This window comes from Mesorhizobium sp. Arg314, from assembly GCF_053714275.1.
Map to the genome: position 1 here is coordinate 1 of NZ_JBSKBP010000052.1, position 23,254 is coordinate 23,254.

19 protein-coding genes are annotated in these 23,254 nt (G+C 60.1%); 5 read left to right on the forward strand and 14 right to left on the reverse strand.

The genetic code is table 11. The annotated features are described in order from the left end of the window. Positions 1-167: 167 nt before the first annotated feature. Together ACWGS9_RS30230 and scpA are read left to right on the forward strand one after the other, a co-directional pair. On the forward strand, positions 168-2,171 hold the full coding sequence (locus tag ACWGS9_RS30230) for an acetyl-CoA carboxylase biotin carboxylase subunit (RefSeq protein WP_454508681.1): 2,004 nt from the start codon (positions 168-170) through the stop codon (positions 2,169-2,171). After that, positions 2,171-4,306: a methylmalonyl-CoA mutase gene (gene scpA / locus ACWGS9_RS30235; RefSeq protein ID WP_454508682.1), complete on the forward strand. Its 2,136-nt coding sequence runs from the start codon at positions 2,171-2,173 to the stop codon at positions 4,304-4,306. Before ACWGS9_RS30230 ends, scpA begins: the two co-directional genes overlap by 1 nt. Positions 4,307-4,697: 391 nt before the next feature. Here the strand turns inward: scpA and ACWGS9_RS30240 are convergent, their stop codons facing one another. The 12 genes from ACWGS9_RS30240 to ACWGS9_RS30295 form a co-directional block, all read right to left on the reverse strand. Continuing rightward, positions 4,698-5,462, reverse strand: coding sequence for an SDR family NAD(P)-dependent oxidoreductase (locus ACWGS9_RS30240; protein ID WP_454508683.1), 765 nt, complete (start codon positions 5,460-5,462; stop codon positions 4,698-4,700). Continuing rightward, positions 5,459-6,196, reverse strand: coding sequence for an SDR family oxidoreductase (locus tag ACWGS9_RS30245; protein ID WP_454508684.1), 738 nt, complete (start codon positions 6,194-6,196; stop codon positions 5,459-5,461). Before ACWGS9_RS30245 ends, ACWGS9_RS30240 begins: the two co-directional genes overlap by 4 nt. 218 nt (positions 6,197-6,414) lie before the next feature. After that, positions 6,415-6,645, reverse strand: coding sequence for a hypothetical protein (locus ACWGS9_RS30250; RefSeq protein WP_454508685.1), 231 nt, complete (start codon positions 6,643-6,645; stop codon positions 6,415-6,417). Beyond that, positions 6,642-7,001, reverse strand: a complete 360-nt coding sequence (locus ACWGS9_RS30255) for an MBL fold metallo-hydrolase (protein ID WP_454508686.1) — start codon at positions 6,999-7,001, stop codon at positions 6,642-6,644. The genes ACWGS9_RS30250 and ACWGS9_RS30255 overlap by 4 nt, the downstream gene beginning before the upstream one ends. 78 nt (positions 7,002-7,079) lie before the next feature. Next, positions 7,080-8,225, reverse strand: coding sequence for a sugar ABC transporter substrate-binding protein (locus tag ACWGS9_RS30260; RefSeq protein WP_454508687.1), 1,146 nt, complete (start codon positions 8,223-8,225; stop codon positions 7,080-7,082). Between the two features lie 65 nt (positions 8,226-8,290). Next, positions 8,291-9,331, reverse strand: a complete 1,041-nt coding sequence (locus tag ACWGS9_RS30265) for an ABC transporter permease (RefSeq protein WP_454508688.1) — start codon at positions 9,329-9,331, stop codon at positions 8,291-8,293. Beyond that, on the reverse strand, positions 9,324-10,877 hold the full coding sequence (locus ACWGS9_RS30270; protein WP_454508689.1) for a sugar ABC transporter ATP-binding protein: 1,554 nt from the start codon (positions 10,875-10,877) through the stop codon (positions 9,324-9,326). The genes ACWGS9_RS30265 and ACWGS9_RS30270 overlap by 8 nt, the downstream gene beginning before the upstream one ends. A gap of 1,193 nt (positions 10,878-12,070) precedes the next feature. Next, the gene (locus tag ACWGS9_RS30275; RefSeq protein ID WP_454508690.1) at positions 12,071-12,883 is read right to left on the reverse strand and encodes an SDR family NAD(P)-dependent oxidoreductase; all 813 of its coding nucleotides are present in this window, start codon (positions 12,881-12,883) and stop codon (positions 12,071-12,073) included. A 33-nt stretch (positions 12,884-12,916) separates the two neighbouring features. Then, positions 12,917-13,324, reverse strand: coding sequence for a Zn-ribbon domain-containing OB-fold protein (locus ACWGS9_RS30280; protein WP_454508691.1), 408 nt, complete (start codon positions 13,322-13,324; stop codon positions 12,917-12,919). Then, the gene (locus ACWGS9_RS30285; protein ID WP_454508692.1) at positions 13,321-14,505 is read right to left on the reverse strand and encodes a thiolase family protein; all 1,185 of its coding nucleotides are present in this window, start codon (positions 14,503-14,505) and stop codon (positions 13,321-13,323) included. The genes ACWGS9_RS30280 and ACWGS9_RS30285 overlap by 4 nt, the downstream gene beginning before the upstream one ends. 5 nt (positions 14,506-14,510) lie before the next feature. Beyond that, positions 14,511-16,700 (reverse strand): CaiB/BaiF CoA transferase family protein, encoded by a 2,190-nt coding sequence (locus tag ACWGS9_RS30290; protein ID WP_454508693.1) that lies wholly within the window; start codon positions 16,698-16,700, stop codon positions 14,511-14,513. A gap of 47 nt (positions 16,701-16,747) precedes the next feature. Continuing rightward, complete coding sequence (locus tag ACWGS9_RS30295; protein ID WP_454508694.1) at positions 16,748-17,551, reverse strand: enoyl-CoA hydratase-related protein; 804 nt, start codon at positions 17,549-17,551, stop codon at positions 16,748-16,750. 61 nt (positions 17,552-17,612) lie between these two features. Here ACWGS9_RS30295 and ACWGS9_RS30300 point away from each other — a divergent pair, with 61 nt between their 5' ends. From ACWGS9_RS30300 to ACWGS9_RS30310, 3 genes are all read left to right on the forward strand, one after another. Then, positions 17,613-18,752, forward strand: a complete 1,140-nt coding sequence (locus ACWGS9_RS30300) for a zinc-dependent alcohol dehydrogenase family protein (protein WP_454508695.1) — start codon at positions 17,613-17,615, stop codon at positions 18,750-18,752. 210 nt (positions 18,753-18,962) lie between these two features. Continuing rightward, positions 18,963-19,859: an MBL fold metallo-hydrolase gene (locus tag ACWGS9_RS30305; RefSeq protein ID WP_454508696.1), complete on the forward strand. Its 897-nt coding sequence runs from the start codon at positions 18,963-18,965 to the stop codon at positions 19,857-19,859. 163 nt (positions 19,860-20,022) lie between these two features. After that, positions 20,023-20,769: a GntR family transcriptional regulator gene (locus tag ACWGS9_RS30310; RefSeq protein WP_454508697.1), complete on the forward strand. Its 747-nt coding sequence runs from the start codon at positions 20,023-20,025 to the stop codon at positions 20,767-20,769. Between the two features lie 18 nt (positions 20,770-20,787). Here the strand turns inward: ACWGS9_RS30310 and ACWGS9_RS30315 are convergent, their stop codons facing one another. Together ACWGS9_RS30315 and ACWGS9_RS30320 are read right to left on the reverse strand one after the other, a co-directional pair. Then, a complete protein-coding gene (locus tag ACWGS9_RS30315; protein WP_454508698.1) occupies positions 20,788-22,101 on the reverse strand; it encodes an acetyl-CoA hydrolase/transferase family protein in 1,314 nt (437 codons plus the stop codon). Beyond that, positions 22,098-23,177 carry an NAD(P)-dependent oxidoreductase gene (locus ACWGS9_RS30320; RefSeq protein WP_454508699.1) on the reverse strand — a complete coding sequence of 360 codons (1,080 nt, stop codon included), beginning with the start codon at positions 23,175-23,177 and terminating at the stop codon, positions 22,098-22,100. Before ACWGS9_RS30320 ends, ACWGS9_RS30315 begins: the two co-directional genes overlap by 4 nt. Positions 23,178-23,254: the final 77 nt, after the last annotated feature.

The following is a 23,254-nucleotide window of genomic DNA, read 5'->3' on the forward strand; positions in this document are numbered from 1 at the left end:
CCGCGGCAGCTGGCCGCCCGACTTGGCGCCGAAGGACTCGAATGGGTGGATCAGCATGGCGAGATGGACTGGTGCCTATGCGTGATCGACGTGCCCAGGACACTGGAGCGTTCAGCGCTGAAATGGGGCTGGGAACGTGTGTCTGAAACATTTGTGGTGGAACGATAATGTTCAGGAAGATCCTCATCGCCAATCGGGGCGAGATCGCCTGCCGGGTCATCAAGACAGCGAAGAAGCTTGGCATTGCAACGGTGGCAGTCTATTCGGATGCCGACCGCGACGCGCTGCATGTGAAGATGGCGGCTGAGGCAATTCACATCGGCCCATCGCCGTCCAGTCAGTCCTACATCGTCATCGCCAAGATCGTCGACGCGGCAAAGGCCGCTGGCGCTGATGCGGTGCATCCGGGCTACGGCTTCCTGTCGGAGAACGCCAACTTCGCCGATGCGCTCAAGGATGCCGGCATCGCCTTCATCGGCCCCCCGGTGGCGGCGATCGAGGCGATGGGTGACAAGATCACCTCCAAGCGCATCGCTGCTGCGGCCGGTGTTTCGACCGTGCCCGGCCATATGGACCTGATCGAGGATGCCGACGAGGCCGTGCGCATCGCCGCCTCGATCGGCTACCCGGTGATGATCAAGGCGTCCGCCGGCGGCGGCGGCAAGGGCATGCGCATCGCGTGGAACGACCGCGAGGCGCGCGAGGGATTCCAGTCGTCAAGGAACGAGGCCAAGGCCTCCTTCGGCGACGACCGCATCTTCATCGAGAAATTCGTCACCGAGCCGCGTCACATCGAGATCCAGGTGCTGGGCGACCAGCACGGCACCATAGTCTATCTGGGCGAGCGCGAATGCTCGATCCAGCGGCGCAACCAGAAGGTCATCGAGGAAGCTCCGTCCCCCTTCCTCGATGCGGCCACGCGCAAGGCCATGGGCGAGCAGGCCGTCGCGCTGGCGCGCGAGGTCGGCTATTTGTCGGCCGGCACGGTCGAGTTCATCGTCGACGGCAACAAGAACTTCTACTTCCTGGAGATGAACACCCGCCTTCAGGTCGAGCATCCTGTGACGGAACTGGTCACCGGGCTCGACCTTGTGGAGGAGATGATCCGGGTCGCCGCCGGCGAAAGGCTGCGCTTTGGCCAGGACGACGTGAAGCTGAATGGCTGGGCCATCGAAAGCCGGCTCTATGCCGAGGATCCGTACCGCAATTTCCTGCCCTCCATCGGGCGCCTGGCTCGCTACCGGCCGCCAGTCGAGGGGCGGCGCGACGACGGCACGATCGTGCGCAACGATACCGGTGTGTTCGAGGGCAGCGAGATTTCGATGTATTACGATCCGATGATCGCCAAGCTCTGCGCCTGGGCGCCGGACCGTGGCGGAGCGATCGATGCAATGGCGCGCGCTCTCGACGATTTCGAGGTGGAAGGCATTGGTCATAACCTTCCGTTCCTGTCGGCGGTGATGGTGCAGCCGCGCTTCCGCCAGGGCCGGCTGACCACTGCCTACATCGCAGAAGAGTTCCCGGACGGTTTTCAAGGCGTCGAGCCGGACGATACCCAGGCACGTCTGCTGGCGGCAGTTGCCGCCTTCATCAATGCGAGGGTCGTTCGCCGGTCGGCAAAGATTTCGGGTGCTCTCGCCAACCATCCGCGCAGCATAAGCAAGGATTGGGTCGCGACGGTGGCCGATCGTGAATTTGCGCTCGTTGTGTTCCAGGATGAAGCCAGCGCCCTCGTCGCCTTTGCCGGTGGGCCGAGCCTCACAGTGTCCAGCGATTGGTTGCCGGGCGACAGCCATGCGACCTTCGTCGTGAACGGCGAAGCGGCGGGCGTGAAGGTGTCGCTCGACGGCTCCGGCTTGCGCCTGCGCTGGCGGGGCATCGACGTCACCGCATTCGTGCGCTCGCCTCGCGTGGCCGAGCTTGCCCGGCTGATGCCGGTGAAAACGCCGCCCGACACGTCGAAGATGCTGCGATGCCCGATGCCCGGCGTCATCACCTCCCTGGCCGTGCAGGTGGGCGACACGGTCGAGGCAGGGCAGACGCTTGCGACTGTCGAGGCCATGAAGATGGAGAACGTGCTGCGTGCCGAGCGCCGGGCGGTGGTGAAGGCGATCGCGGCAAGAGCCGGCGCCAGTCTCGCGGTCGACGAGCTCATCATGGAGTTCGAGTGATGGCCGACGAGCTCGAACCGTGGCGTGCCCTTGTCGAGAGGGAGATCAAGGCCGACCCCGACACGCTTGCCTGGCGCACGCCGGAAGGCATCGAGATCAAGCCTCTCTACACAGCACAGGATCTCGAGGGGAACGACTATCTCGGCGGCCTGCCGGGGCAAAAACCCTTCATGCGCGGGCCGCGCGCAACCATGTATGCGGGCCGCCCGTGGACCATCCGGCAATATGCCGGTTTCTCGACGGCGGAGGCGTCCAACGCCTTCTACCGCAAGGCGCTTGCCGCCGGCCAGCAAGGCGTGTCGGTGGCCTTCGACCTGGCCACCCATCGCGGCTATGACAGCGATCACCCGCGCGTCGAAGGCGATGTCGGCAAGGCGGGCGTCGCCATCGATTCCGTCGAGGACATGAAGATCCTGTTCGACGGCATCCCGCTCGACAAGGTTTCTGTGTCGATGACCATGAACGGCGCGGTGATCCCGATCCTCGCCAGCTTCATCGTCGCGGGCGAGGAGCAGGGCGTGCCGCGCGCGCAACTCTCAGGCACGATCCAGAACGACATCCTCAAGGAGTTCATGGTCCGCAACACCTACATCTACCCGCCGGAACCCTCGATGCGGATCGTCGCCGACATCATCGAATATACGGCGAGGGAGATGCCGAAGTTCAACTCGATCTCGATCTCCGGCTATCACATGCAGGAGGCCGGGGCGACGCTGGTGCAGGAGCTCGCCTTCACGCTCGCCGACGGGCGCGAATATGTCCGCGCGGCGCTGAAGAAAGGGCTCGATGTCGATGATTTCGCGGGGCGGCTGTCCTTTTTCTTCGCGATCGGCATGAACTTTTTCATGGAGGCGGCCAAGCTGCGCGCTGCCCGGCTTTTGTGGACCCGGATCATGGAGGAGTTCCAGCCGAAGAAGGCTTCCTCGCTGATGTTGCGCACCCACTGCCAGACCTCCGGCGTGTCGCTGCAGGAGCAGGATCCCTACAACAACGTCGTGCGCACCGCCTATGAGGCGATGAGCGCGGTGCTGGGCGGCACGCAGAGCCTGCACACCAATTCCTTCGACGAGGCGATCACGCTGCCGACCGAATTCTCGGCCCGCATCGCACGCAACACGCAGCTCATCCTTCAGCACGAGACGGGCGTGACCAGGGTGGTCGATCCCCTCGCCGGTTCCTACTATGTCGAGAGCCTGACCAAAGAACTCGCCGATGCAGCGTGGGCGTTGATCGAGGAGATCGAGGCAAGGGGCGGCATGACCAAGGCAGTCATCGAAGGGCTGCCCAAGCGCCTGATCGAAGAGGCCGCGATGCGCAGGCAGGCCGCGGTCGATCGCGGCGACGACGTGATCGTCGGCGTCAACCGCTACCGGCTCGAAGAAGAAGAGCAGCTCGGTATCCTCGACATCGATAACAACGCCGTGCGGGGCACGCAGATCGCCCGCATCAAGATGATCATACGTCAGCGAGATCCCGCAAAGGTTGCGCAGACCCTTGCCGCGCTGGCCGAAGTCGCCCGTTCCGGCGAGGGCAATATCCTGGCGGCCGCCGTCGAGGCTGCCCGGGCCCGCGCAACGGTCGGCGAGGTATCGGATGCGCTGCGCGAAGTCTTCGGTGACCATGCCGCGGTCCCGGAAGTGGTGCGCAAGGTCTATGACGCGGCATTCGGTGGAGAGCCGGAATACGAGACGCTGGCGAAGCGGCTCGAAGCCCTGTGGGCCGACCAGGGCGAAGCCCCCAGGATCTTGGTGGCTAAGCTCGGCCAGGACGGCCATGACCGCGGCGCCAAGGTCGTCGCCTCGGCCTTCGGAGATCTTGGTTTCGATGTGATCGCCGGACCGCTGTTTCAGACACCACTGGAAGCTGCGGATCTTGCAGTCAAGCTAAAGGTGCATGTGGTGGGCATGTCTTCACTCGCGGCCGGGCACAAGACACTGGCTCCTCAATTGGTCGAGGCGCTCAAGGCAAAGGGTGCCTCGGACGTCATTGTGGTGGTCGGCGGCGTGGTGCCGCGCCAGGACTATAAGTACCTCTATGATCACGGCGTGGCCGCTGTCTTCGGGCCAGGCACCAACGTGCTGGACGCTGCCCATGCCCTGCTGGACCTCATGCAGGGCCAAAGGCGGAACGTCTGATCGATCTTTCGGCCGTTATTCTATGGGCATCACCGCGGAGTACTTAACTTGTCTTGGCGAGAAGCTGGAATTCATTGAACGTACACCGGTCAAATCGCGCGCGACCATCTCTTGTCGATCTACCAGCTCGACACGCATCGAAGACCATGGCGACTATTTATTCCGGACAGCTGAAAGCTTCGCAGACCGTTTGGTTCCTGGCTACGACGCATCAGATTCTCGTTGGCTTTCTATCCGGTATCAGGAGATTTCCTTCGATACCGAACCCGAGACCAAGGTATACAGATACTGCTGTACACCGTACAAAGAAAAAAGTTGAGACGACAACGGCCAGCCAATAGGACTGCATCATAGTTGCAACCGTCGGCGTTCGGCCGGAAAGTCGAGTAGTTTATTCACCGTTGGCCTTACTTATTTCGGTGCCAGCGGTGGCGCCGCCGTCGATCACAAAATCCTGCCCGGTGATATACTCTGCGGCCTTCGATACAAGATATACAGCCATCGAAGCGACCTCTTGCACGTTAGCGGCGCGCCTGAGAGGGACTGTTCGAGTCAAGGCGTCGAGATAGGCTTGGCCGCGATTGATCTCCGTAAGCATCAGACCGGGACAGATTGTATTGACGCGGATATTGTCGGCAGCAAGCTCCAAGGCAGACGAGCGAGAAAGGCCGCGCAGGGCCCACTTGCTCGCTGAATAGGCGGCAAAGCTATGTCCCGACAAGCCGGCCGTAGAAGCGATGTTGACTATTGCGCCACTGCCGGACCGCCGCATCAGCGGAACCGCGGCGCGGATTCCGAAGAATGCGCCATCAAGATTAACCGCAAACAGCTTTCGCCAACTCTCGGCGTCGCTGGCCATCACACCGCAACGGTCGTTTACCGCAGCATTGTTGATCAGGATATCGAGCTTACCCAGCCAAGAGCAGGTATTCTCAATCGCACCCTGCCAACTCGCTTCTTTCGACACATCAAGCTCAATGAATTTGGCTTTGCCGCCACCGCGATTGATTTTGGTCGCAGTCTTCTCCCCTGCCTCAGCCAAAATGTCGCAGATCAACACGCTCGCACCTTCGTTGGCAAGCGCCCCGGCTATCGCGGCACCCAGTCCTCGGGCAGCGCCGGTGACCAGCGCTACCCGACCCGCAAGGGTGCTCACGGCTGGCCTACTGGCTTGACTTCGATCACATCTATATCCACGCCTGGAGGCGCCTTGGCGACAAAGAGCGCGGCGCGAGCAATGTCCTCGGCTTCGATTGGCTTGTAGGGGCGATGCTGAAGATCCTGCGCCGCGGCCGGATGTTCTGGCCCCGAAATGCGTCTGATGCCGGTTCCACCAACGAGACCGGGCCGCAATTCCGTCGATTGAATGCCGAAGGAACCCAGTTCCAGCCGGAGCCCTTTGTGGATTGCACTCATCGCATGCTTTGATGCTGCATAGACCAGAGTATTCGGATAGACCGCATGCGCAAGCGTAGACGAAACGAGAATGAAATGGCCGGAGCCTCTCGCGATCATGCGCTTGGCGACAGGCTGTACCAGCCGCAGCAGGCCCCGCACGTTGACACTATAGATCCAATCCCAATTTGATGGATCGCTGTCGAGAAAGGGCGCGAGCGGCGCAACGCCGGCTGAATAGACCAGAATGTCAAGATCGCCAACGTCCGCGACCAGCCGCGCAATGAAACCCTCGTCCGCGAAGTCGCCGCCATAAGTTCGCAATCGACCGCCGAAGCCATGGTGTGTGGAGAGACTGTCCAGATCCTCTCCGGGCAGAGCGGCGACCTGCACTTCGGCGCCCTCTTCGGCAAAGCCGATCGCACAGGCCCGGCCGATTCCGGTCGAACCTCCTGCGATGAGCACGCGTTTTCCAGCGAGCGAGATTTCACGCATCCTCTTCCCTCTTAACCTTCATGGGCCGCCGCGCCGCAATTTCCAATCGACGGGATGACGACATTCCACGCGTTCGGAACCGCCTCGAACCACAGTTTCTGTTACAATCAGGCTCCATCCGGACGCCCTTCTGATTTTCGCCGTCATGATGCAGCCATACCGGAACGCCGTCCTCCTTCTCCATCCGTTTGGCTTCACGATGGATTTCCGCGTCCAAGTCAAAATTGGAAGGCCGTACCGCGAGCACGGCACGCGATATCGGAGCCGAGCAGGACGTCCCGCTCTCCGGCAGGTTGACAAGCGATGCTTGACGACCAGGGTATGATCACCGCGACGTTGCGGATCCTGTACTTGTTCAACCCGGCATAGGTCTCGCGATTGTAGGCAAGTTGGTCGGCATCAGGATCATAGACGGCATCATACTCCGCCTGCTGCAGCAGAACTGTCACGGGTAAAGATCAATATTGCCGACATGATCGATATGAAAGTGGAAAATCATCAGATGGTCGATATCTGACACTCCATCGCCAATCGCCTCGATCTGGCCGACAAGCGCCTTCGCAACATAGGAGATGACCGTGTCCATGATCCGTTGCCCTCCGGCAACTCGGCAATCGCGTCCTAGGTTCCTGCGACCCACCAAACAATGCCTTCGGGCGAACGACAAATAGCTCCGCACCGGCATATTGTAGCGCATGTCGGGGACGACACTCGGACTGAACAATGCATAGTCGGCGCAATCTGTCAGGCCGGTATCGCGTCCGTGCAGGCGCAGGTCTGAAGAGATCGCAGGTTCGGCTGCCACCGGGAACTTCCTATTTTCAGCGATTGAAATCCGATGGTCGACTGCCCGGCCTTGTGCCCAGGGCAGTCGGCCTAGAGGTCATCCTTGGGGAATGAACGGTTCGACATTCTGTTTTGTAATGATCCTCGTGTTCTGCCGGTCGGGCGATCCATCCGTCTTGTGGCAGTCATTGACGACCACGCGCGGCACCTTCACTCCGGCATGCAGGGCAGCCAGCATTTCGATGCCGCAGTACGCCTGGGTATAGGGATAGAAGGGCACGGTGAGTTCCAAGTCGCCGCGCAAAATTGCCGGCTTGTCCTCAAGCGTACCGCCAATGCTGTAGACCCTGACGATGCCTGCCTTGCCGGCTTCCTTGATCGCTTGCGTCACGCCGGGAAGCTCGCCGCCGAACTGCAGCAGGACAGTCGTGACCTTGGAGTGTGCCTGAAGCAGGTTTTGCACCTGCGTGAGTGCGCTTGCGGCAGTGTAGTCGGTACGGCCGACGCCCACGAGTTTCAACTTGGGGAGTGTCTTGGTTGCTTCCTGGACAACACGCAGATTGATGTTGGAAACAGTATTGTCCGCAGGCCCAAGGATCAGGAGTGCTTCGCTCGGTTCCGCCAGGCTGTCGTTCACCGCCTTGGCCCATCCGAAATCGAGCGCCGCCCAATCGTTGCCTACCCAGGCGACGGTGCCTGGCGACCAAAGGTCTTTTCCCGCCTTGTCGTCGCGGCCGCAGGTCTGCTGTGCAAGTACGACAACAGGAATGTTCGCCGCTGGAATGTCGTTGGTGATCTGCCGGCAGCTTGCATCCGAAGAAATCGGAATAATGACTGCTCCATTAAACAGGCCACTCGCCAGTGCGTTCTGGATCTGGGTCCGCTGGATGGCCGGATTGGCTTGTCCATCGAATATGCTGACGCTGGCGCCAACCGCCGTAGCGGCTTTTTTCACAGCCTCGATATGGGCCGCCATGTAGGTGTTGTTGGAGGCGTATTCGAACACCGCGATGTTGAGCGGACCGCCCTTTTTCCAAGTGATGACTTGCCCATCGCCAACGTCCAGCGTGTAAGTATCGCCATTAAGAGCTGGTTCGTTGAGCTCGCCTCCCACATTCTGCCAAATAACGTCCGGGTTGCTCCCAATATGCAACTTGGCGTCCTGAGCATTGCTGGCCGGACTGACCGCAATGGCCGCCACCGCCATGCAGGCGGCAAGCATAAATCGTGCATACTTCCTCATTCGGGCCATACTTCTCTCCCCTTGTATTGTCGTTGATGATCTCGGTTTTTGGTGCAGCAGTCGCATCACGACTGTTCGTCGCTGCCTGGGTGTACGCCCCAGCCGGCACCGTGCTCGCGCGTATAGGTTTCAAGTGCGACAGCACCGATCACCACAACGCCCTTGATGACGTTTTGAACAGACGTCTCGACCGCCAGCGACGAGAACAGGTTGTTCAGCACAGCAAGGATCAGCACGCCGACCGCGGTACGCCATACAGCACCCTCGCCGCCGTAGAGGCTTGTTCCGCCGATGACCACCGCGGCAATGGCATCAAGGGCGATCGTTGGAATCTGATTCGACTGCCCGGTATTCAAGGTCGAGGCGATCATTGCCCCGGCGAAAGCGGCAGTGACGCCGCAGGCGATGAAGGAGGCGACCCGGATTCGATCGACCCGAAGGCCGGCGAGCCGCGCCGCCTGCAGGCTTCCACCAGTCGCATACAGCATTCTCCCGTAAGCGCTTTTGCTCAGCAGGATACCCCCGACAAGATATAGCGCGACAAGCAGTATGATCGGGATAGCGACGCCAAACAGTTCCCCGCTGCCAATGATGTCGAAGCCGGGAACATCGCGGACAGGGATCGGTGAGGAATTTGAATACATAGCCGCTATGCCTTCATAGGCCACCGCCGTGCCCAGTGTCGTAATGAACGCGTTGACGTTGAGTTTGGTGATGATCAGGCCGTTGATCAGGCCGAGAAGGGCGCCGCCCAGCAGAACCGCGACCAGCGCGCCGACGACAGGCAAACCGTTGCTTGCACAAAGACCTGCAAAGAGCACGGCTCCGAAACTGAAAGTACCGCTGACGCTGAGATCGAAACCGCCGCCGATCACCACAAGCGTCATGCCAAGGGCGACGATGCCGAGATTAACATTCTGAGTCAGCAGATTGATGATGTTCGGAACCGAGAGAAAATTACCATACGTTGCCTGAGCAGCGATCACGAGCGCTGCAAGAATCCACAGCATTGCGTACCGCACGCTATAGCGGATCACGGTCGCGCGCAGGTCGGGCCTCCTTGGCTGCGAAGTCTCGATGCTCATCTGCTTGACGATGTCAGACATGGCGAACCACCTCCGTTTCGAATGCTGCGGCAATAATTGCAACTTCGGTGATCGGCTTGCTTCCGTCGAGATAGCCGGCCAACCGACCAGCCTTGAGCACGTAGACGCGATCACTGATCGCGGCCACTTCCTCGAGTTCGGACGAAACAAATACAATGCCGAGCCCGGTATCCGCGAGGCGGCGCAAGGTCTGCAGAATGACACTCTTTGCCCCGATATCGATGCCACGTGTGGCCTCGTCGGCGAGCAGCACGCGCGTCGGCCCGTTTGCCGCGCGGGCGAGCAGAAGCTTCTGCTGGTTGCCACCAGAGAGTTCTCCAGCGGAGCGCTCCAGAAATTTCCGACTCACATCATATTCGTTGGCCAGTTCGTCAGAGCGGCGTGTGAACCGCGACTTCTGTACGAAACCCGCGCGCGAGTATGACTTCAGGTTCCCGAGCATGATGTTCTCGCGGGACGACATCGCAAGGAATAGACCATCGGCCTTCCGGTCTTCCGGTACAACGCTGATGCCAAGCCGCCGAGCCTCGTAAGGCGTCCTTGGCAGCGCGACAGCGTGTCCATCCAGCCACATCTTTCCGGAGGTTCTCTTGCTCGCGCCGCCGAGCGCTTTGAGCAAAGACGTACGTCCCGATCCGACAAGACCGCCGATGCCGACGATTTCCCCGGCACGCACCTCTAAGTTTATGTCGCAAACGCCGTCGCGGCTCGACAGGTTTTCAACGCGCAGGAGTTCCTTACGGGCCGCGCGCACCCGGCCAATCGAGCTCTCGGCCAGTCTATGTTCGAGACCCTCCAGCTCAGCCCCGAGCATGGTAGTGACCATGCGCTCCCGGGTCCATTTCGAAACCGGACCGCTTTCTATCAACCGTCCGTCGCGGAAGACCGTGACCGTGTCGGAATTCGCCTCGACCTCGTCGAGATAGTGACTGACGAAGATCAAGGTCACGCCTTGCCCCTTGAGATCACGCATTGCTGAGAAGAGCGCGACCCGCTCCCTCTGGGAAAGAGCCGCTGTCGGCTCGTCGAGCAGCAACACATTGCATTCGCCGCTCAGGGCTCGCATGATTTCAAGCATCTGTTGATCGGCGAGCGACAGGTCTCCAGCACGTGCATCGGGGTCGATCGCAACCCCCAGCCTATCACAAAGGGCGCCATAACGTCTGCGAAGCGAGCGCTCGGCAACCATTCCAAAACGCGTCGTCATGTTGCCCAGGAACACGTTGTCAAGTGCGCTGATCGTCGGAACGACGGTGAGTTCCTGATAGATCGTAGACACGCCGGCATTGCGCGCCGACGCCGGTGTCATCGAATTCGGCCAGGCGACACCACGGACAGTCACCGTCCCGGAAGTGGCGCTGATCCGTCCGGCGATTATGCCGAGGCAAGTGGACTTACCCGCACCGTTCTGCCCTATCAAGGCATGAACCTGACCCGCAGCGAGATCAAGATCGATGTTTGTGAGCGCCTTGATCCCACCGTAAGTCTTCGAGATGCCCCGAAGTGAGACCGCTCCTTTTGTCGTCCGGGCAGGACTGGGCAACAAGCTACACTCCTCGACAAATCGTACCGGCGCGAAAAGAACCCCGCCACCGGTCGTCCGACTGGAATGGATCGACGACTTTGGCGGTCAGCGGCAGCTCGCGCCCGCCGGCGTGCTAACGAACAGGCGAGCGACCCTGCGATGCCAACCGATGAGAACGGCGACGAAACAGTCCGACCTAAGATGTCGTATCGATCATGGAATTCCTCCCGGCATTAAGGCTCTTCCCGGCCATGCACTTGTAAAGCACTACACAAATGTCCGAACAATTTCAAGCGAAAATTCTTGTCTCTCAGCATTCCCCATTTTCGGTGCTGTCACGCTTTGGCTGCCTGCCGCAAAACAGGCAAAGTATGCGAATTTCTGTCGCTGCTGACCTCCGATCCGATGGCCTGCTGATCCATAAGGGATCGTCAGCGTGGCCATCGCTTCGATAACGGAACTTTTGTTTTGCTGGCGACGAGGACATCGTATGGAAGAAGTCGCTTATTGTCCGAACAAAATAGCACTGATATTTCGGTACAGGCGCCACCAGATCCTGCAGCGATTTTCGGATTTGTCTTCAGGGAGATTTTGTGGGCACACCGCGGAAATCTCCAAAGAAACCGATCAGTTCGTTGCGAAAGGATCGGGTTGCTCGAAAGCTTGGAAATGACCGCAGCGCGTTCGTGCAGCGCCCGATGTTGGCGTAGACTCGGCCAAGCGAGGCTAACGGTATGCCAGGACATTTGGCTTTTGCGGGTACAAAATCCTGTGACCGACAGCCACACAACGCGCAATGCGGCTGACGAGGTTGACATAGAGCCAGTTCGGAAATCGATAGCGCTCAGCCGATACATCATCACATTTGCGAACGACGTGATCGAGATCGAACGGCAGGGGCTGGTTCAGATCCCCGCCGAGATGGCCTTGGAGGATATACCTCGTTAAGCGCGAGTCAGTCACTTCTCACCTTTGGTGAGCGAGCCGTCCCGGCGTCCGGCGGGACTCCGCCAAAACCCTCCTAAGCCGCTAGTCGTGCCTCTCAAAACCAATGATTGCGCACAGCCTTAAGCAATTCTATAGCAACATTGGCCCGCCGCTGGCCTGAATCGGCCAGCGCGCGCTTTCCAGCCCCACGCGCAAGCTATGCCACGGAACAGCCACCCTCGTATCGGGGCAGATCACGAATGGCCACGGTAGCGGACGCCTCGGAGCTACCAGTGGGTCAGACCGCCATCTACAGCAATGGTCTGGCCGGTTATGAATTCCGCAGCGTGCGTTGACAAAAACATCACCAGTCCGACGAGGTCCATGGGTACTTCCTCGCGCGGGATGCACTGGCTGGCAATCAGTCTTGCCTTGCCTTCCTCGGTGATCGTCTCGCGAGGGACCTCGGTGAACGTACCGCCGGGTTGGACGGCGTTGACCGTGATCCCTTGCGCGCCGAGTTCGCGCGCCATCGAGTTGGTCATGCCGATCAGCGCGGATTTCGACGTAACGTAGTGCAGGTAGTTCTTGCCGCCGAGCGGCACTGAGCCCGAGGTGATGTTGATGATACGACCCCATTGGGCGGCGCGCATCGCGGGCAGGACTGCGCGTGCAGTCAGGTAGCATCCCGTGATGTTCACCTTAAGCACGGTCTCCCACTCCTCGAGCGGGATCAGGTCGAACGGCCTCATCTTGAGGGCGGAGAAGATGCCGGCATTGTTGACCAGAACATCGAGGCGGCCGTAAGCCTGCAACACTTCGGCGACCATCGCATCGACCGAACCAACGTCGGCAATGTCGGTGACTACCGCCAATGCCTTGCCGCCCTGTTGTTCGATCTCGGCCTGCACGGAATGTGCCTTGGCCTCATTCAATTCGGCGATGATTGGAATCGCGCCCGCTGCAGCGAACTGCAGGGCATATTCACGTCCGATCCCCTGACCTGCTCCGGTGATGACAACCACACGCCCGGTCACGTCAAAATTGCGTCCCCTGGCCACCACGCCTTGCAAGCTACTTGCGAGTATCTGGTCGTTCACGTCATTTTCTCCTTGGGTGTCGAGTTTTGATTTTTAAGCCGGCGTCCATTGGCAGATGCGTGCCCGGCGCTCTTCGAAATTCACGTCCTGGAAAACAGCCTTCACATCTAGACCGACAGCAGGCCGTGTACCCTCCGCATCGACAAGATTCCCGATCAGTAGCGGCCCCTCGTCCGTCTCCACGCTGACGACGGTATAGGGAACCGGAATCGCCGGAAAATAGGAGCGATGAAAGACGGTCCAGGCGATCACCTTGCCTTTGCCCGACAGCTTGACCCATTCCGCGTCGCCGGACAGGCACTCCGGACAATTCGGTCCTGGCGGATAGCGATGCCGAGCGCAGTGGCTGCAGACCTGAACTCGCAGTTCGCCTTCCTCGGCGTAGGCCCAGAACGGTCGGTCATATCGTCCGATGCGCGGTGGCGGCCTGTTTTGGGTCATGTTGCCCGCTCCGCGCGGTAAATGATGGATGCGGTCTTGCCAGCCACGTCAGATACATATTGTGCGTGGCGGGCCCACGAAACTTGCCGCTTGCCTGCCTCGCCGCGTAGCTGGCGCACGGCTTCGACCTGATGGTTCCAACCCTGCATGTAGCTCTCCGACAACATGCCTCCCGATGTGTTTACCGGCAACGATCCCCCCGGACCGATACCGCCCTCGACGACAAATCGGGACGCTTCGCCTACGTTGCAGAACCCGAAACCCTCTAGCGCCACCGGGATATGGATGCTGAAACTGTCATAGATCTGCAGCAAGTCCATGTCTTTGGGTCCGACACCGGCCATGCAGTAGACCTGCGCTGCGGTCTCGGCGTGACCGGTATGATAAAAGTCGAGGAACCGCGGGCGCAGACTCGTCGCATCGCGATGCAGATCGCTTGCGCCGATACCGGCGACGGCGACCTTTGGCTTCCTCGCCTTTCTTGCACGGTCGCGAGTGGTCACGATTAGCGCGACACCACCATCATTGATGAGGCAATAGTCGGGGCGCCGCAGCGGCTCGCAAATCAGCCGGCTGTCGAGGTAGGATTGGAGGTCGAGTTGTTCCGTTGCGATTGCATTGTCGTTTAGGCGCGCAAACGCACGCTGAGCGACCGACACCTGTCCGAGATCTTCCGGCCTGAACCCAGTTTCCGCCATGTAGCGGTTGGTCATCATGGCATAGAGAGCGCCCTGCGAGGTCAACCCCCACGGAGCATAGTAGACATAGGCAAGGAAGCGCTCGCCGCCCATCGCAGTTGGACCGCCATACTGGGTCGCTGCCGTGCGCTGGTTGTTTCCATAGACGAGCGCAATGCACTCGGCGAGACCTGCATTGATTGCGAGCATCGCCTGAATGACCGCATTAACCGCGTCGGCCTGGGCGGTAAAACGTGTGTCGAGACCAAGAATCTCGCCCGTGCGCTCCATCGCCAATGTCGGACCGACGACTAGCCCGTCGATATCGGCCTTCCCGAATCCGCTGTCCGCAAGGGCACGTCGAAAGGCTTTCGCGGCTAGTCCATAAGAATCCGAGGCGGATTCGGAGTGTTTGGCCAGATAGTCAATCCGATAGTCCGTGTCGCCGACGCCGACGATGCAGGCTTCACCGGATAGACGGTCGAGGCGATCGTGAACAGGCATGGCGGCTACCCAGTGATACGAAAGTCTGAGTCAACAGAGCGGTCCGGCTGCGCCCAACCGAATTCGTCTGCAAGGCCGAGGGCGGGAAAGCCGAGCTTGGGCATCGCAGTGCGAACCTCCGGCGGCGTCGATTGCAACTTCAGCGGCGAGCCGAGTACCAACCACTCACTGCCATCGTCGGTGGGCACCGTTTTCAGCAGACCACGCGCTTTTGTATGCGGATGATCCATCACGTCAGCGACAGCGCAGATCGGGACGGCGAGTGCGCCGACCTCCTCCAGATGCGCGAGAAAAGCAGAATTGGTGATGGAACCACTTGCCGCGATAAACTCCTGCGCACCATCCGGCGCGCGCTCCACAGCTATGTAGCCATCCGTGGTACGGATGACGGCCGGCAGATCTTCTCCCGACCCATTCCAACGCACCTGTGTAGCCCAGGCCGAACAATCCTGCATGGCGATGTCGAGATGCACCCCCTTGCCGGTACGGTCACGTGCGAACAACGCGGCTAGTATGCCTGCCAAGCCAAACTGGCCTCCGAGTTGATCGGATACGGAAATGCCGGACTTGGTCGGGACACCATTGACCGGTGTTACGGCCATGGCACCCGACATGCCCTGGATCACGGTGTCGAGCGCCGGCCGTCCTGGATAGACGGTGTCGTAGCCGAAGCCGTTCACTGAGCAATAGACAATCGACGGGAAACGGTCGCATACCGCCGCAGCACCGAAGCCAAGCTTGGCCAACGAACCGGGCTTTAGATTCTCCATGACTATATCGGCTGTATCAAGCAGGGCCCAGAGTTTCTTTTGATCCGACTGCTCCCTGAGATCAAGGACAATGCCGCGCTTGTCCGTGTTGCTGAGCGCGAAGATGTAGGCTTCGCCGTCCGCGCGCAGCGGCGCATTGATGCGATTGGAGTCGCCGCTTGGCGGCTCGACCTTGATGACGTCGGCGCCGAGCGCGCCGAGTTGTCGACACGCGAGCGGCGCCACAGTGTTCATGCCGATCTCGACGACGCGCAATCCCTCCAACGGCCGCGTCGAAAGCAAGGAAGCGCCTTTGATCCGAGAGATATTTTCTAAAGCGGAGGCCGCACGCTGCTCGCACCAATCCCTGTCGGCATCCGGATTCGGAATTGGCTTGTTCTGTAGCGGGTCGGCGCCAGCGACGCGGATCGGGTTTCCCGCAATGCGCAGCAAGGAACCGGTTTGAGGGTCCTTCTCGAGCAGAACCATAGCGCGGTGCACTAGGTTGGGCTCGCTTGCGATATCGTCGAGCGAGATGATCGGACTACACGGTATCCCCTGTTTTGACACGAGGGCGACGCAGCTTTCTACTGTCAGGCCGGAGACCCAGGCGCCGATGTGAGCGTCGACGGCGTCGACGTTCTCGAACCGCATCGAAGGCGTGCCAAAGGCTGGGGCGTTGATGAGGCCCGGACGATCCATGGCGCTGCACAGGCGCATCCATTGGTCGTTGGTCGGACCACAGATTAGCACCCATCCGTCCGCCGCTCGGTAGGCGTTCCAGCACGCCAGCGTCGGATGCCGGTTTCCGGCGCGCGTCGCAACCCGGCCGGTGAGCACGAGCGGAATGAATGTCAGCAGAGCATTCACTCCGACATCGTAGAGCGCCATGTCTATGCGCTGACCCTGGCCTGTCCTGCGACATACAAAAGATGCAGCAAGGATCGCGGCAAGCGCATAGACCGCTGTTTCCATGTCCAGAAGCGGTGCGCCGACAAAGGTCGGTGGACCATCCGGACGACCCGTAGTCTCAGCGATCGCCGCCATGGCCTGAACGAGCGCTTCCGAATGACTCCTGCCAGCCAACGGTCCGGTATGTCCGTATGCAGTGACATCACAGATGATCTGCCGTTCGGGACGTGCGTCCTCCCATATCTCCATTTGTATCCCGCCGCCTTCAGACGAGAGGAGCACGATGTCGGCGACCGCAAGCAGGCCCGCAAGCGTGTCGCGATCGGCCTTCCGGGCCGCATCGAACGACAGGCTGCGCTTGCCAGCCGCAGCTAGTGCGCGGGCGAAACGGGGGCGCTTCTTGTCCTCGACCAGCACAACGTCAGCGCCAAGATCGGCCATTAGCGAGCCACAGGCGGCGACGGCGGTGCGGCTTCCCAGTTCAACAACCAGCAAGCCGTTCAGAAGACGGCTAACAGCGGTACGGCTGGACATCACTTCCTCCGCAACATTCTGGAGACGATCCGTGAGACGACGGCACACTAGCCTCGATACATTTTTGCGAAAAAGTCCGGCTTGCGCTTTTCCCGGAGAGCACTGCCACCCTCCTTCGCCTCTTCGGTTCCGAAGTAGAGCGCCAAAGCCTGGAACGCCAACTGCCCGATGCCTCGGATATTCTCGCTGTCCGCGTTGAACGAACGCTTTGCCAGCGCGATGGCGGTCGGGCTCTTCTCGTTGATCTCGTCGCACCATTTCTGGACTTCGGCGTCGAGTTCCGCGTCCGGAACGACGGCGTTCACGATACCCATCTCTAGGGCCTCACGGGCCGGGTAACGGCGGCAGAGGTACCAGATTTCCCGGGCGCGCTTTTCGCCGACGATCCTGGCAAGATAGGCCGTGCCGAAGCCCGGATCGACGGACCCCATGCGCGGTCCGGCCTGACCGAAGATCGCGTTCTCGCTGGCAATCGCAAGGTCGCACAGTGTCACAATGACATTGCCGCCGCCGACAGCGTAACCGCGCACCTTCGCGATCACAGGCTTCGGCACATCGCGGATGATCGTTTGGAGTTCCTCGGTACCGTTTCCAAGAAGGCCGATGCCGCTGTCGACACGGTCCGCTTTCTTCTCATCCTTGTCGCCGCCGATGGCGAAAGCCCGATCCCCCGCCCCGGTCAGCACAATAACTCCGACGTCCCGATTCCAGCCGCCGCGACGTATCGCATCCGTCACCTCGTAGTAGGTGTTGCGCGTAAACGCATTCATGCGTTGCGGACGATTGAAGGTGATTGTCGCCACCCGGTTCTTCTCTTCATAAACGATGTCGGAATAATCGCTCGAACCCATCCCATCCTCCCGAATGAACTCTCCAATATGCGCCAACAGCCTTACGCCTGCGCGACCCATAATGTCCGTACATATATCAAATGACCATCGCGACGCAAGCCAAGAAGATGCGGATATTCAGGAAAATTCGCCGATCCAGACCTTGCGGTCAGATATCAATGTTCGTACAAAATCGACGAACTCAAGGGAGGCACAAGTGAAACAATACAGGCTGGACGGCTCATGCAGGATCGAAGGGATATTGGCTATCGAGGCTGAACAACCCCGACCGCAGCGCCATGAGGTGCTTGTGAAGATGCGCGCTGCATCCATCAACTACCTCGATCTCAAGATTCTTCACGGCAAATTTCCCGCCAAGACAGAAGGCTTGGTGCCGCTGTCCGACGGAGCCGGCGACGTTGTTGAGATCGGCTGTGACGTGAACCGCGTAGTCGTCGGAGACCGTGTGGCAAACATGTTTTTCCCACGCTGGATCTCCGGTCCGATTCCTACCGATGGCCGCATTGAGCAACCGGGCGCGACCGTGGACGGCGTTCTCTCGGAATATGCGCTGTTTTCGCAAGAGGCATTGGTCAAGATTCCCCGGAACCTCAGTTACGATGACGCTTCAACGCTGCCATGCGCGGCACTGACGGCGTGGCAGCTTTTTACCGGGGCACGCCCTGTGCTGCCCGGTGAGAGCGTGCTTGTCCAAGGTAGCGGCGGCGTTTCGCTGTTCGCGCTCCAGTTCGCGAAGCTCGCCGGAGCACGTGTGATCGTAACAACCTCCAGCGCCGAGAAAGCCGATCGGTTGCGTCGGCTCGGGGCCGACGAGGTCGTCAACTATAAAGAAACGCCGCAATGGGGCCGAGCCGTACGCGAAAGCACTGGCGGTGCTGGCGTCGACCATGTGGTTGAGATCGGCGAAGCCGACACGTTGGAACAATCGATCACCGCATCCGCGGTCAACGCCCAGATCAACCTGGTGGGACGGCCCGTCGGAGCGCCGTTGATCGATCCCGCAACGCTAATGCGGTCGATCGTTACCTATCGGCGCATTAGCGTGGGCAGCAGAAGCGATTTCGAAGCGATGAATCGCTCTATCGAGTTGCATGGCACCAAACCGGTCATCGATCGCCTGTTTGACTTCACCGAAGCGCGCGAAGCATTCGACTACTTCGGGCAGCGTGGTCACTTCGGCAAGGTGGTGATCCGAATCTAGCAGAAGCGCGCCGGCAGCCAATTGTCTCCGAGATCGCGAATCGCAGTTGACAAGCTCATAATGTACGTACATTTACATAAAACTCCGCAGTCGGGGCGCAAGCTGCTTTCGGAGCAGCCTGGTTAGCCATGCCCCCCGAGATGGCTCAGACCCGAGCCGTAACCTTCGCAAGAGAATTGTGAAAAACCGAATAAGGCGTTGGAGACCAAAATGCCCGCTAGCATGACCACCCCACTGAACATCAAATCACATTCCGACCAACAGCCGTGGACGCGGTTCCAGTTGGGAGACATGTCCATCACGGTAGTAAGTGACGGCAAACTCGCGCTCGGCAATCCTCACAATTGGTTCAGCGGCCTCAAGGACGGGGAAATCGAAGCAGCGCTGCGCGAAAACTTCTTGAACGAGACAGATGTATCGCTGGCGCAGAACATCATGTTAGCCGACACCGGGGGCAGGCGGATCATCTTCGACGTCGGGACCGGCGGCGCTCCCCTTATCGGACCGAGCGCCGGGCACCTACTCACAAACCTCGAATCAGCCGGCATCAATGCTGCGACCATTGACGATGTCATCCTGACGCACGGCCATCCCGATCATATTTTAGGGCTTGTGAACAGCTCGAACAAACCGGTTTTCCCGAATGCGCAAGTTCATATTTCCGAGATCGACTACCAGATGGTCTCCAGCGAGCCTAATGATTCCGATCCGTTCGCGGCCGAGATGAACCGGCAGATCTCCGCTGTCCGGGACAGAATTTCGATCATCTCGGACGGCAAGCAGATTCTGCCTGGTGTTACAGCCCTGGCAGCGCCCGGGCACACCATGGGACATATGGTTTTCATCCTGGATTCTGCCGGCAAGACTTTGCTGAACGCCGCCGATCTCGGACATCACCATGCTGTTTTCACAAAGCATCCCGAGGTCAATTTCGTGTCGGACATGGATCCGGCTCTGATGGTCCAAACCCGCAAGCGATTCTACGACATGATTGCAGCGGACCGGCTGGGGTTCATGGGATACCACTTTCCGTTTCCGGGTATCGGGCACCTCGCGCGCGCCGAGGTCGGCTATGCCTATGTCCCTGCCAGCCTTGACACGATATAGCAGCCGAAGTGTCCGCTCGTCGCCGTCCATATCGATCTCGCGGCGTGGACGACTGCTCCGTTCGCGGCGACTATGATCATTGTTCGAGCATGCTGTCGGACACGCCAACTTGCCCTCGTTCCATAAGCTTTGTATGAACATTTGAAGCACTGGGGAGATGAGAGTGGCGGAAACCATCAGCAAGCGGCGGCCGATGCACCGCGAGATCGCTGATCAATTGCGACGCAGGATCGCCGCCGAGCAGTATGAAGGCGCGGAACTGCCGCGCGAGCTTTCCCTGATGGAGGAATTTGGCGTCAGCCGGCACACGATCAGGACAGCCCTTCAGCATCTCGTAGATGATGGGCTGATTGAAAGGCGGGCCGGATCGGGCACGAAGGTGACCGAGCGCGCGCAAGGCGGCATCTGGGCTGCAGGCAAGCTTGGTGACCTTATTGGCGAGTTCACTCCCGACCAATACCTGACACTGAGCATTCGTGACGAACCGGCCACGCGATTCCCGGCAGCCGCGGCACTCTTCGACCTCGGACAGGACGATCTTGTCTTTCACGTCCTGCGTATGTTGATGCTCAAGGATCTGCCCTACGCGCTCGTGAATATGTACGCGTTGAGGAACCAGGCACGGCTGATCCCCGAAGCAGAGCTCGGCATCAAGCCGCTAGTGCAGCTCATAGAGCAATACGCCAAGGTGCGGCCGGCCAGGGTCCGCCAGGTAAGCTCAGCGAACATCGCCGACGAGCAGGTGGCCCGCCAGCTTGGTGTTCAGCCTGGAACGGCCGTGCTGCACTTGCAGCGTACTTATTTCGATAGCGACGGGCGGCCCTTTCTGCATGTCGACCTTCTTTGCCGGCCCGATCGCTATCAACACGTGATGGATTTCGTTCACGAGACGCCGCCGAAGCCGGCGTGATCGATATGTCTTCTCATGTTAGGCTATGAAGCCCACGACCTCGCGGCGCGCGACCTGTTCGAGTTGCTCGCGATCGTCAGGGTGGGCGATCGCGATCAGCCTGCGCATCCGCTGGGAGATTGACAAACCGCGCAGCTCGGCAGCCCCGTATTCAGTTACGACGATATCCGAGTCGGAACGCGGTACCGTGACGACGCCGGGCCCGATCCGGGCGACAATGCGGCTTGCGCCTTTGCCTGTCCGCGCTGGGAGTCCTATGACCGAGCGACCGCCTTCCGCAGCAAACGCCCCGCGAACGAAGTCCAGTTGGCCGCCGACCGTGCCGACGAACGTCTTGCCGGCCACCTCAGAGTTGACCTGACCGGTCAGGTCAACCTCTACCGCAGAGTTGACCGAGACCAACCCCTTGAGAGCCGCAAGCGTCGCAAGCGAGTGGGTCTGATTGACCGGTTCGATCAGCAGGTCGGGATTCTTATCCGCGAAATTATAGAGCATCCGTGTTCCCGCCAGCGCGCCGGTTACCGTCTTGCCCCGGTGGATCGGCTTGGTCGAATTGTCGATGGCTCCGCTTTCCATCAAGGGAACGATCGCGTCGCCTACAATGCCGGTGTGCAATCCCATACGGCGTCGGTCTCCGACTTGCGCCAGCAAGGCATTGGGGACAGATCCGATCCCAACTTGCAGAATGCTTCCGTCGACAACGAAGTCAGCGATCCGCCTCGCGATGGCAATATCACTTTCACTTGGCTTTGACGGCGCCACCTCGACGATTGGCTCGTTCGAACTGACGACGAGATCGAATTGGGCAAGATCGAGAAAGTTCATCGACCGCGTGCGCGGAGCGGTTTCGTTGATTTCTGCGACGCTGACGCGCGCTCTAGCGCGGGCATACTGAACGTAGCCGTTGGCGGCGCCGAAACTGTTTTGCCCCGCGCCGTCAGCCAAGCTGAACTGCATCAGGATCACGTCGATTCCGATGACGCCCGACGAAAGCAGTTCGGGCAGTTGCGAGAGATGGCAGGGGATGACATGCATTTTGTCAGCACGACAGAGATCGCGGTTCGAACCGACTGCGCCCATACCAAAGACCGTGACGACATCTGTGTGCTCCGGCTGGAGGGCGGCCGAATAGCTCCCGCCCAGAAACACATTGAACGGACCAATGGCATGCCGCTGCGCCATCAACCGCCTGATCAACGCGATCGGCTCGGCCGCGCCTTGCGACCACATCACGGTATCGCCGGGGCGGACGATTCTCGTGAAATCGATGTCCAGCACATCGATTTCACGTAGAGCACGCCCGATGGCGAGTCGTTCGGCCCTTGTCGTCATGCGGCACGCGCGTGCCGGGGCGGCTCTCCGGCCAGCACGTCCAGTATGTTCTCGTATACAGCCGCGATCTCGTCGAGAACGCCCTTGCGCGAACCGCCGGCCAGATGCGGCGTGAGCACGACATTCTGCAGGGTTGCGAATCGATCGCCACGACCTCTTGGTTCCCGCGCATGAACATCGAGGCCGGCGCCTCCAAGCCGGCCCGAAGCGAGTGCCTCGTAGAGCGCATCTTCATCCACCAGTGACCCACGCGCAGCGTTCAAAAAATTTGCTCCGTGACGCATCAATCGAAGTTGTGCAGCGCCAATCAGCGGCCTTCCATTTGGCAAGGGCGGCACATGAACCGACACGAAATCCGACGCGCGCAGGAGATCCTCAAGTCCTAGTTGCCGTATATCCGATGCAGGCAACCGATCTCCGGAAATCGTCTCGCTATCGGTGAACACAACCTTCATCTCGAAGGCCGAGGCCCTGCGAGCGAGCAGATGGCCGATCTCGCCGAAGCCAATGATCCCCAATGTTTTTCCCGCAAGCAGCGAAATGTCCGGAACGCTGGCCCAGTTATAGGCGACGCCCCCAGCCTCGCCCGACGGGCCCACCGAATTCCGCACCGCCCTGTCGGATGCCAGCAGATTGCGCGACAGCGAAAGCATCAGGAGCAATACATGCTCGGCCACATGAGCAAGGGTGCGCCGCGGCAGGCAAGAGACAAAAATCCCGCGTGACCGGGCCGATTCCAGGTCGATCATGTGCGGCGACGCGCCGACGCGCTGGATGAGCCTGAGCCTTGGCGCCGCAGCGATGAGCGAGGCGTCCAAACGTCCGCGCCTGAATACGATAGCCGAAGCGCCGGCAATGGCGGCGCTGTCCGCCAATGGAGCGACATCGAGCCGGTAGGCATTCCTCAATGCTTGCCCTACAGCCGCCAGATCCTCCCTCCCTACCACCTCTGGCTCAAAGAACTCGCTGGCATAGTGGCGGTCCTGATCCGTTTCCCAGGCAAGCAGGCTGCGCCCGAGACGTATCACATGGTCGGTGTCGAAGAACACGATCCCATGCCGAGGGCTCGTCGTCATAGATGCTTTCTCCCAAATAGCTATTGTAAATGTACGGACATTACAGTATGAAAATTCTGGAGGCAATGGTCGCGGTC